The organism is Aphanothece sacrum FPU1 (assembly GCF_003864295.1).
Lineage (GTDB): Bacteria > Cyanobacteriota > Cyanobacteriia > Cyanobacteriales > Microcystaceae > Aphanothece_B > Aphanothece_B sacrum.
The window spans coordinates 515451-527325 of the sequence record NZ_BDQK01000013.1 but is presented as its reverse complement, the minus strand read 5'-3'; the positions used below and the strand labels follow the sequence as shown (position 1 = coordinate 527325).

The window sequence follows — 11875 nt, the reverse complement described above, 5'->3', positions numbered from 1 at the left end:
ATTTATCGTACTGATAAAAGGCAAAAGATAGGAAATAATTGTTCAACTTTTGCCTTTTTCTACAGGACTTATGCAAAGCTTCTATAAATTGTATTTTTTGTATGAATTGCTCCTACAAATAGCGTCTGTAGGTAAGTCATTTTCTAATTAAAGCGTTAGTATGAAGGTTTGAGAATTATGGCTAAATCGCTTCAGAAGATTAAACAAGAACTAGAAAGTTTAGAGACTCAATCAACAGAATTAGCAACTGAATTAGATCGGCTTTATCGTCACTATTTACAGGTTTTGAGTCAGTCAACTAAAAATCAATTTATTTTAGCTTGTTATCAGATTTGTACGCAAATTTATCCTGAAACTTTTTTAAAATTATCCTTTAGTCAACGGGAAAAACTTCAAGAAAAGTTTCGTCAGTTATATGGGGAAATTCAAAGTAGATTTTTCTCTTATTTAGAGGTTTCTCCTTTTGTTAGTCCTCCTCAACCGACGCTGACAGAACAAATTTTATTACGATTATCTCCTGAGCAAGAACCTTCTTTTAAGGTAACAGAGTCAAAGGAAAAATTCAAGATTTCTGAGATTAATAATCCTGAGATGTTAGTACATTGGTGTCAGGGAGTAGAAGAAGGTATTCGGGAGACTTTAAATCATTTATCTCAAGAGGCTAATAATTATTTACAAAAAGCACAAATTATTAGCAGTAACTTACCACCTCAGATATTAGAAATGGCTTTACAAGCTGAAGAAGCAGGGGTTACTTCAGGAAATTCACCTAATATTTTAAATTTATTGGTTGAACGCAAAACTGATCAAGAAAATGAAGGAGAAGATGATGAGGATGATAATGAAACAGATGGAAAAATAACTAAAATTTCAGCTATTAACTTAAGATTATCCGAAATAGAATTTGCTGATACAACTTTAAGTATTGAACGAAAAGAGATTCGTAGTTGTCTAGAAAAGCTCAAAAAAATGAGAAAATATTATCGGTTAACCCAACAAGAATATGCTCAAGCTGAAGCTGAAGCTGCTTGGCGATCTAGTTGGCATGAATAAGATTATATTTATATCTAAGTAGGTAGACAAAATGGTTCTACCAGACAAGTTATGCTAAATTATTACAAATGATAGACCTTAACTCTCAAGAGTTAAGCTATACAAACAAAGGTTGCCTACGCAACCTATAATGGATGTCCACGAAGGTGGACTTCGTTTTTATAGGATAAGGCTTTAGCCTTTTATTAATTGTTAGTTTAGCATAGTAAGTCCGATAGAACCATTTTTCAAAGGTTAATTTTGTGTTAATTTGGCTTAATATCATGGTATAATTTTAATTATAAATTATAAAGTTCTTGTCCTTTTACTGTTGCTAATTCAGGATATCCTGCATCAATTAAAGCGCGATCGCGGATACGACAAGAATCACATAATCCACAGGGTTCGCTATCTCCTTGATAACAAGACCAAGTATCAGAAATAGGCACTTTCAAACTGATGGCACGATGGATAATATCAACTTTTGAATCTTTAATTAATGGTGCAATTAATTGAGGTGCTTTTCCGTCTAAACTTGCTTTAGATGAAAGATTAGCTAACATTTGATAAGCTTGTAAATAGTCGGAACGACAATCAGGATATCCTGAATAATCTACGGCATTAATGCCTAAATAAATAGCTTGTGCTTCTTTTGCTTCTGCCAGAGACAGGGCGATGGCAATAAAAACGGTATTTCTGCCCGGAACGTATGTAGAAGGGATAATATGGGCATTAACGCCTGTTTGGGGCAATTCTATGAAGGTATCGGTTAAGGATGAACCTCCCCATTGAGCCAGATTAACATCAATGATATAGTGTTCTTGTATGTCTAATGCTTGAGCGATTTTTAGGGCGGAGTCTAATTCTCGTTGGTGTCGTTGTCCATAACGAAAAGATAGGGCAATTACATGATAACCGTCTTTAGCCGCGATCGCTGCCGAGGTAGCAGAATCTAATCCTCCGGATAAAAGAACAACTGCTTTAGATTGATGAGTCATATTAATTGTTTAGGGTTTTAATTAATTTTATATTATCAAGAGGTTTTGTTGATGTTTGAATCCTTTAAATTGTTTCCTCCTTCAATTATTTTACCTTCTATTTTTGTGTTTCTGATTACAATATTAGCGGGGATTATACGAAGATGCCTTTACGGACATTTAGTTAAGTCTGCTAATGATGTTAGATCTTTGGTGATCTCTCATAGTAATGAAGATGCTAAACCTAACATAGTGAAAAACTTAGAAAAAAGATTTAAAGGGGCTAGTTTAAGGGTAGATAAGGTTAATACTGAAGCTTTAATACATGGAATATATAGTCAAGATAAATTTAAGTTTTTAGGTTATTCTCTTTCTTGCGAACAATGGGATTATTGTTGTCGAAATTTACCAAATTTACTGTTAGCTTTTGGTTTATTAGGAACGTTTTTAGGTATTACTCTTAATTTATCAACTTTAAGTCAAACTATTAGTCAAGTTAGTGGAGAAGCTAATAATTTCATCGAAAAGTTTGAACAACCTCTCCAAAGCATGGGAATTGCTTTTATTACTAGCTTAATTGCTTTAGTTTGTAGTTCTGTATTAACGGTGATTAATCTTCGTTATAATACAACTTTGGCTAAATATTTTTTAATGAGTTCTCTAGAAGATTATCTGGATAATATTCTACAACCGACAATAGAAAGAGAAACTAGATTTGATAAATCCATTAATCGTATGGTAAATCAACAAAATTTATTCTTAACTAAATTCCATGAAAGTGTTATTCAATCTGTTCAATCATCTTTAGACGGTGTGGCACAACAAATTACTAAAGGTAATCAGGAAACGGCTAAATTAGCTCAACAAGTTTATGAACAGATGACTGAAACTGCGGGGACATTAGATCGAGGTTCAATAACATTTTATCAGTCGGCTTTATTGTTAGAAAAGCAAGTTAAATCTCTCAAAAGAATTGTTCAACATGATAATTTTGTCGAATATAGTAAAAGTTTAGAAAATACTGCTATCGTTTTTATGGAAGCATCAGAAATGATTAAGAATAGCGCGTTATCAGAAAAGTTAGCCTCAGTGACTGACAATTTAATGGGAACTCAAAGCAAATTTTCTGATACAATTTTAACCGTTAATAATTTAATTAATACTTTACAAGTAAGTATAAGTAATATTAATCAATCTGTTGATAGTATAGTAAACTTAGGGGATAAAATAGATAACTTAAATCAAAAATCAACGGAATTAATAGACTTAAATAAAGAACAGATTAAACAAGAATCTCTCAGTTTACAAATGTTAGGCGATCGCTTAATTAAAAGTTTAGATACTCAAACTATTAGTCAAGAAGACCATCAAAAATTATTAGGTGAATTAACTGACAAATCTACAGAATTGATAGAGTTAAATAAAGAACGAATTAAACAAGAATCTCTCGGTCTACAAATGTTAGGCGATCGCTTAATTAAAAGTTTAGATACTCAAACTATTAGTCAAGAAGACCATCAAAAATTATTAGGTGAATTAACTGACAAATCTACAGAATTGATAGAGTTAAATAAAGAACGGATTAAACAAGAATCTATCAGTTTACAAATGTTAGGTGATCGATTAGAAGCACTTAAAATAAGAGAAAATGAAAAGCAAACTGTAGTAATAGAAATAATTAGAGAAATTAAGAAAAATATCGATAAGATTAGGACTGATATAGGAAGTATAATAAAGAGTGAAAAATCTCAGGATAAAATTTTGTCTCTTGAAGACATTAAAGATAAGCTAAATAATATCTAAAATTAAGATTTTACCGAACTTATTATATTAAATCAAGGCTTACAGACAGACTAAAGTCTGATACTATAAAGACTAAGCCTCCCTACGGAGGCTAAATTAAACCCACGTAGGCGGGTTTTGTCTTTATAGCTTAACCATGAGCGGGTTTAACTCTATAATTTCTAATATAGCAATCAGGAATGATTTATGAGATGTTTATAATCCCCTGTTCCTTGTTCCCTGTATATAGTTTTACATACTAGGTTCGGTAGACCCAACATTAATTGTCTTTATGGTTAAAAAGTATCTCGATATCAATGAACCCGAAGAACTTAATATATTTCAATCATTTACAGACTTAATGTCCAATGCGTTTATGATTTTGAGTTTCTTCTTATTATTAGCTTTTTTTCATGTTTTAAATCTCAATAAAAGACTACTATCAGCTAGTCCTATTGTAATTCAGGAAAATTCAGGAAACTTTAAATTCTCATCAGGAAGTGCCGAACTAACCCCTAAATTAAAACAATATATTGCGGCAGAAGTGAGTCCAGAAATTGATAAAATTCTTAAGGAAAGAGATATTGACTTTGTTCAAGTTATAGGGCATACTGATGGACAAGAAAATAATCAACTAAGTAATTTAGATGGTCAATTAGAAAAGGTAGCTAAAGGAAATCAATTAGTTAATATTCTTCGTCCAGGTTCTAATGTTGATTTAGGGTTAATGAGAGCTTTAGCCGTTGTTCAGGAACTTGAAAAAACTGTCAAGCTTAAAAACATTAAATTTCGTGCTTATTCAGCCGCACAATTGTATTTGCCATCAGGAGAATTAGCCCCTCTTAATCGTAACTCAGATGAGGCGAGAAGACGAATAGAAATTCGGTTTATTCCCCCTGGACAAAAACAATAGTGAGTATCATGTACGCGGCGGCAGGGCGGGTTTATTTAATTTTTTTGTGAATACCATAACTCGTGTAAAAAACCCGCCCCTACAAAGATTTACCCCTAGACAATTTTTGTTTAATTAATTGTATGTACCTAATTAAATCATACTAATTGTTTAGCATTTTGAATAAGTTCGGAATTTTGAGTTTTAAATTGAGCCTCTTGACGAAATGATTCAATTGATACAAGACTATTTGAGTCACGATTCCAAAGAATAAATTTAGAACAACCAAGCATATCTCCTAAGTGCAGTATTTTGGATTGTGTGAGAAGGTGCATATTGGCTTTATAACAAGCTTGGAGATTATAGTTAGGAATTCTTTCAGAAAGATGATGAATATGATGATAACCGATGTCGGCTGAAAACCACATCAATATACTTGGTAATTCTAAGTAACTGCTACCTTCAATCGCTCCTTGCAAGTAGTCCCAATCTTCTGTTTTGTGAGCATAAGAGCCTTCAAAATTATGCTGTACAAAGAAAAAATAAATGAACATTGCCGATGAAAAAGTCAAGGTTATTGAATAAATTGTTAAAAAGAATCCTGCTCCTAGTAAATAGCTCATTATAACCCAACTGCTGACAACACAAATATTGTTGAACAGCAAATCCCAAAATTCTCCTCTCGTGTACCAATTTCTTGATTTATGAGAAGCTATAATTTCTGATATAGTCATTTTAGGTTCTTGTTTCCAACAAGTAAACAGATGACCAATAAAATCATAAGTTCCTGCAATTAGAGCGATTCTTGGTTTAATTGCAAGGTAGAAAAAACCGCCAGGAAACAACATCAAAGGATGTCTCAGAAAAGCATAAAACCACTTATTCCGTGGCGTAAGTTTGGCAAATTGCTCAGTAGTAATCAAAGCAGAGGGGCCACGATATTTATCCCAATTTCCATTATGTTTGTGGTGAAAAGCATGACCTCTTGACCAAGGATATTGGGGGATAGCATTAAGAATACCGAACATAAAACCCATGATTCGATTCACTTTTTTTGAACTGAAAAGGGAATAGTGTCCGCAATCGTGCATTAATGAAAAACAACGCCCTGAAAATAGGGTCATCAACACCATTATAGGTATAAGTAGCCACCAAGAAATTGGGGCTACTTTAACTGCGAGAAACCATAATAGACAATAAGGAACGACAGTATTGAGAATTTGATAAGTTGCTCTAAAGTCGTTGCTTTTCATGTAAGGTTTCAGAATAAAATCTGACTTTTTAATCACATTTTCCATTCAATCAAATACCTTTGTAAAAAATGAACTATTTCGCATGGAGTTTAGCAGAAGTGTCGAACACGCATATAATGTGATGTTAGACAAGTAATTGCTGCTTTGAGTTTAGCTTATTCAGAGCTAATCTAGCCAAATTTTTGTAAAATTGTATTGATAACCTATCCTATAGGTGGGGCTTCTATATTGGTGGAGAGTTGAGAAACTGTTCGGTTTGACCCTACCAAGCTTCCCAACCCAGTTTTATTTCTGGATACCGTTGCCAGCATCTCAGGAGTAGACTGAACTCTTTGGCGCACTCTTGACAGATTCTCACCTGCCAACTCTCACTGTAAAGAGTTATACCGAACAGGCATACCAGACGAAAACCGAGATTGTAGTTGTGGTTGTCGCGCGAAAGGCTGATGACGCGGAAAGCAGAACGGCAGTTATTAGGATAGTTGCCCCAGGAACCGCCCCGCAGCACCGAATATGACGAATTATCATCATTTTTGCCAGAATATGAGTCTTTTTCAGACTTGACATTTTCTCCTTGATTACTATCAAGCCAAGCAATACCATCAGTAGGCGCACCCTCATAATTATCATGCCAGTCATCAGCGCACCATTCCCACACATTACCGTGCATATCATATAATCCAAAGGCATTAGGGGGAAATTGACCTACAGGGGTTGTCTGTTGTCTATATTGTCCTTTTGGTTCCTCAGCGTATGTATTTTGAGCAGAATAGTTAGCTAAGTCTCCTGTAATAGTTTCCCCAAAATGAAACGGTTGGTTATATTTCTGATTCCATTCTTCTATTGCTAACTTTTCACTGATAACTGATAACTGTTCACTGTTAACTGACCTACAGGCATATTCCCATTCTGCTTCAGAAGGTAATCTATAGTGCCTTCTAGTTAGCTTAGAGAGTCGCTGACAGAACTCTACTGCTTCATACCAGTTAACTTCTTCAACAGGTCTTTGCCATCTGTCTATTTCTCTGTCTTGGTCTTTATAAGATTGTTTAAAATTTGATGGATCTAACTTTAAGTCTATTTTGACTTTTAAATCTGTTCTAGATGCGATCGCTTTCCATTGCGCTTGAGTAACTGGATATTTCCCCATAAAGAAGGGAGGAACGGTTACATTATGTTGGGGACGTTCATCATTATGGCTATCTTTTTCACTTTTAGGAGAACCCATAGTAAAAGTGCCACCAGGGATATATACCATGTCGAGAATTATTTCTTTATCTGTAGACTTTTCTAACTGTTCGCTGAAGTATTTAGCTGTATAGGTTTGGGTCTTAATAATTTCACCTTTGCGGTTAACTGTAGGAGTGTCAAAAGTAAAACGCTTTGCTCGAACAGCTTGAGGTAAATTAATAGAAATTCCTGCAATATTAACAATATTTGCTGACTCTGTTGGTGATAGTTCCTCAAAAAGTTCTTTTGCTTGGGAAAAGTTCCCTTTTGCCGTTTGTGCCATGCCACGAGATAAAGTTAATAAGGGTTCAAACTTTGCTTCTATCAGTTTCGGTGCAATAGTTTCTATAAATGTCGCCTTTTGTAACCATTCTGAAGAAGGGGTTGTTTCTAACAGTTGATTAAGAGTTTTAGCTAATTCTTTTGCTGTTTTATTTGGTTCAGTATAAGCTAATGCTGTCCATCGTTGTGCTTGTGCTAAAGTTTGTCCTTTAGAATGTTTTAAATGTCGATCTACATAATCAAGTAAAAAATCAGAAAGTTGTTTTAGTTGCGTCTCATCTAAAGATTGTAAAAGACGTTGACGCACATTTTGATTCATAAAATAAAGTTCATTTCCTGATTCGTAACACAAGTTAGATGAGAGTAAATCAAATATGGCTAACCAAGGTACAGAAATTTCAAAGCGATCGCGTAAACGATAAAGTAAATCTGGTGTTAAACCTAAAGGAAAAGCTGCATAAAAAGCTAATTGTAAATGAGGTTCACCAAAACGATTTTGAAAGGCTTCTATTTGTTTTTGTGTGATATCTTGATTCATAAAATGTTACCAATTTCTAATTATATAACGTAGGTTGGGTTGAGGCACGAAACCCAACAAATCCGAATCCTATTTCATTCTCTAAAATACCCTAACCCTAAAGGGTTGGGCTATAGAAACAAAGCCCGCCTGCGCGGGCTATCCGATGAATTATTAATATCTAAGCCTGCGTAGGCAGGCTTCGTTCCTATAGCTCCAGGCTTCAGCCTGGGAGCATTTCTTTATTTATAACATATTTCTAACTGTTTAATAACATCATTAAATCCTTTTTTATCCAGAGGAAACATAGGTATAATGGTTTCATTAATTTCTTGAGCAGTTGTGCCTTTCCAGTAACTTTCTGGTAAAGGATTAAGCCAACAAAGAGAATGAACTTGTGACCTAATTTTGGCAATAAATTTTTGAGTTGCCTCCCACCTTTTTAAACTATAATGACCTTTAGCTGCTCCCCCATCACTAAAAATGATAGCCATAGTTCGTTTAGGATGAAGATTAGCCATCATTTGAGATAAAGGAACAGCCTGCATAAAATCAGGATCATTATAAAGTTCATTAATAGGATAATTATAGAAATAATAGCAATTTTGAGGACGAAGACAACCGACACGAATAGCAGTTTCTTTTAATAATCTAGATAGCACATGAAAAGGTTGCATAGAACCCCGTTGATCTAGAAATAAAACTAATTGAGAACGAACTTGAGATGATTTAATAATAGGAGGTTGATATTTTCCTCGTCTTTGAATTTCTCTAATAGTTGCTTCTAGATCTAATTCTCGGCGATTTCCTAATGCTATAGGTTGATGTAATTGATACCATCCCTGTTGAATTTGTTCCGCAGTAGCAGGTAAATATTCATCAGCAATACGACTAGATTTAAAAGTTGTCCAATCTCTAATTTTACCAGTTTTTAGGGCTGTAACAATATCTTTTTCCTTATCTGGAAATTGAGAAGATTCGCTTTGAGGAGAAAAATAAAAATACTCATCTATTTCATTATCATCAGTCTCGCTTTCCTCAATAATTTTATCACTTTTATCCGATTTTGATGTTGTATCTATTTCCCTTGTTACTTCAACTAATTTAATTTGTTTAGCAGGTTTATTTTTTGTCTCTGGAAAAACAAATAACTCTTGAAAAACTGTTTCAAACTTTTGCTTTTCAGCCCAAGATTTTACCCAAATAGCTTGACAAATATCCTTAAGAGTGCTTAAACTAAATGACTCAGAATATTCTTCTATTAACAACACTTCCAATAATAAATTATATTCAGAGACTCCCAAAGAAAAACCCTCATGTCTCAGACGATTAAATAATTGATAAAGAGGTAAAGATTGAGCATTCATGTTAGTTAAAATATATAGCATTTCCGGTTCTACAGGACTTATTCTGCTAAACTAATAGTTAATAAGAGATCTTATTCGTGATCCTATAAAAACGAAGTCCGACGAGCGCGGAGTAAATTCTAGGTTGCGTAGACAACCTTTGTTTGTATAGCTTAACTATGAACGAGTTAAAGTCTATTATTTGTGATAATTTAGCATAATTTATGCAGTAGAACTGAGATCATCTGCTAAATAATCAAGAAACTCTAAATCTTCTTTCGTTTTTAAAAGAGTATGATGATAAGGCAATACTTCTTTTTCTAATAATTGATTAATTTCTTTAGTAATAGCTTGTTTAGTTTTACTTTTAGTAGGATGAAACTTAAGAGATTGAATCCAATCAATTAACTCACTAACACTAACTTTTTTACTTAAATCTCCCTTTTCTTCCTCCATTAATTGTCGTAACTTAACAAATCTTTTTAAAGCAATTTTAGTTAAATCATCTGACCATTCATTACCAAATCTAGCTTTAATGATTTTTTCTAAATCTGCCTCTTTAGGAAATTCTATATAGTGATATAAACAACGTCTTAAAAAAGCATCAGGGAGTTGTTTTTGAGCATTACTGGTAATAAAAATAATAGGGGCATAATCAAACATCGCCTTAATTTCTTGATTGATGTTTCTTTCTCTAACCTTAAACTTTTTAGATTCTATTTCTAAAAGTAAATCATTAGGGAAATCAGTATCACCCTTATCAATTTCATCAATCAAAACAATCATTCTTTGCTCATTTTGTGAAGCAATAAAAGCTTTTCCTAATGCACCCCAAGTAATATATTCATTATGTTCTGGATCACGTAAATGTTCAGAAATCTTATCTTTTTCTAAAGGATCTGTTGTCACTAACTGAGCATCATAAAGTCTTTTTATAGCATCATAAACATATAAAGTATCACTAGCACGATCAGTTGATTTAACAGTCCATTCCGTATAAGAATAATTCTTTATATTATACTTTTTAGCAAATTCATAAGCAACAGCACGAGCTAATTGAGTTTTTCCACATCCAGGTTCCCCCTCTAAAATTAAAGGACGTTTTAATTTAATAGATAAATTAACTGCTGACACTAATCCTGTATAAATATTAGCTAAATAAGGATATAATGGCTCTCCTGTTTCTGGATCTTTTTCACCAAGTGTGGGTTGATATTCTGGCAATCCTTCAAATTCAGGATTTTTAGGATAAATTATAGTTTCAGCCATAAATCTTGATGCTCCTCCCATGTTAAATCACATTGTTGATAAATAGACTTAAGTAATAATTCTGCATTTCCTTGCTCACTTTCTTGCCAAATTATATCACTGATATTAGAAAGATTGAAAGTATTATATTGTGCGGTAAAACGGCTAACTGAATCTAAGTTTAACCAATGCTTAATATCTTCTAAAGTAAACCTATCGGGAATGTTACAGTTAAATAAAGATGAATTATCAAGCTCTTGACTCATATTATCATGAAAAAAATACATTTTTCGCCAGTCTATATCTTCTTGATAATCAATCCAACACATAATTAAATGATGTTCATTTTGCTCTTTAGTCCATTCTTCAGTTAAAGGCTTCCAAAATTTATTTAATAACAAATCTAAATCAGACTTCGGTTTTTTATCCACATTGAAAAATACCAAAAAAGTTGACTTATCCTTTGCCTTTATTTGTTTATAAACTTGTTTAGACAAACTTTGAGTTCGTTGAGGTAATCCAAATTTTTCTATAATTTCTTTGAATAAATCATCTATCTTATTATAAGTAGGACTGTTCATATCAAATTTCTTTAGTTCAATCTCATCATCAGGTTTTAAAGCAATCCTTAAACGGTTAAGCAACCAATATAATTTTAGTTTATTATCAGGTCTTGTCGCAATTTTTAAAATCATTAAATTGTTATTTTGAGCAGTAGCTTGATTACATAATCTCTTTGGGGAATGATGATTAAATTCATAAAGTAATCTTGGTAAACGTTTAGAGGAATCACCACAAGTCCCAAAATTCGCTACTTTACCAATAGACAAATTTAAAATCGCACAATAAGCAATAAATACATAATCCTTAATTGGTACTTTTCCTCCTACAAAATCTTTCCAACTTCTATCAGAAAAACCAGATACTTTCCAATATTGACTTTTAACGTATTCTTTTATATCTTTAAGAGGAATAGGTAACTGAATCTTTTTTGCTTGACAAACTTCTTTAGATAAAGGAACCCCATTATTAATAATCTTTAATTCTTTAATTTGTTCTAAACAAAGTTTACTTTTATCTGTCCAACCATTTTGAACTTTAACTGTATTTATATATTGAATAGCACCATCCGCGATCGCTAGACTATCATTGGTTCTAGTATATTTATTATCTTTATTGTTTTGATTGTGTTCTTGTATTGTCTTGTCAATAAGTGTTTTACCTTGTCTGGATGCTCTCATGTTTTAAATACATATTTTAATAAAATTGTCAAGTACATAAAAAGGACTGTACTTTTACTATATCTAGATTATCAA

At 32.9% G+C, this 11875-nt stretch carries 9 protein-coding genes; 3 read left to right on the top strand and 6 right to left on the bottom strand.

All coding sequences use genetic code 11. The features are described from left to right. Positions 1 to 177: 177 nt before the first annotated feature. Positions 178 to 1053, top strand: a complete 876-nt coding sequence (locus tag AsFPU1_RS13110; protein ID WP_124971194.1) for a hypothetical protein — start codon at positions 178 to 180, stop codon at positions 1051 to 1053. Between the two features lie 278 nt (positions 1054 to 1331). Here the strand turns inward: AsFPU1_RS13110 and queC are convergent, their stop codons facing one another. Then, entirely contained in the window at positions 1332 to 2030 is a 699-nt protein-coding gene (gene queC, locus AsFPU1_RS13105; RefSeq protein WP_124971197.1) for a 7-cyano-7-deazaguanine synthase QueC, read from the bottom strand. Positions 2031 to 2081: 51 nt separating this feature from the next. On the opposite strand from queC, the gene AsFPU1_RS13100 reads away from it, so the two are divergent. Continuing rightward, positions 2082 to 3812: a coiled-coil domain-containing protein gene (locus tag AsFPU1_RS13100; protein ID WP_124971200.1), complete on the top strand. Its 1731-nt coding sequence runs from the start codon at positions 2082 to 2084 to the stop codon at positions 3810 to 3812. 271 nt (positions 3813 to 4083) lie between these two features. Further along, complete coding sequence (locus AsFPU1_RS13095) at positions 4084 to 4704, top strand: OmpA family protein (protein WP_124971203.1); 621 nt, start codon at positions 4084 to 4086, stop codon at positions 4702 to 4704. A gap of 137 nt (positions 4705 to 4841) precedes the next feature. Here the strand turns inward: AsFPU1_RS13095 and AsFPU1_RS13090 are convergent, their stop codons facing one another. The 5 genes from AsFPU1_RS13090 to AsFPU1_RS13070 form a co-directional block, all read right to left on the bottom strand. Further along, positions 4842 to 5981, bottom strand: a complete 1140-nt coding sequence (locus AsFPU1_RS13090) for a fatty acid desaturase (protein WP_124971206.1) — start codon at positions 5979 to 5981, stop codon at positions 4842 to 4844. Positions 5982 to 6198: 217 nt separating this feature from the next. Then, positions 6199 to 7986: a formylglycine-generating enzyme family protein gene (locus tag AsFPU1_RS13085; protein ID WP_124971209.1), complete on the bottom strand. Its 1788-nt coding sequence runs from the start codon at positions 7984 to 7986 to the stop codon at positions 6199 to 6201. Between the two features lie 221 nt (positions 7987 to 8207). Further along, positions 8208 to 9353, bottom strand: coding sequence for a hypothetical protein (locus tag AsFPU1_RS13080; RefSeq protein ID WP_124971212.1), 1146 nt, complete (start codon positions 9351 to 9353; stop codon positions 8208 to 8210). A 180-nt stretch (positions 9354 to 9533) separates the two neighbouring features. Then, the gene (locus AsFPU1_RS13075; protein ID WP_124971215.1) at positions 9534 to 10580 is read right to left on the bottom strand and encodes an AAA family ATPase; all 1047 of its coding nucleotides are present in this window, start codon (positions 10578 to 10580) and stop codon (positions 9534 to 9536) included. Further along, positions 10565 to 11800, bottom strand: a complete 1236-nt coding sequence (locus AsFPU1_RS13070; RefSeq protein WP_124971218.1) for a hypothetical protein — start codon at positions 11798 to 11800, stop codon at positions 10565 to 10567. The genes AsFPU1_RS13075 and AsFPU1_RS13070 overlap by 16 nt, the downstream gene beginning before the upstream one ends. Positions 11801 to 11875: the final 75 nt, after the last annotated feature.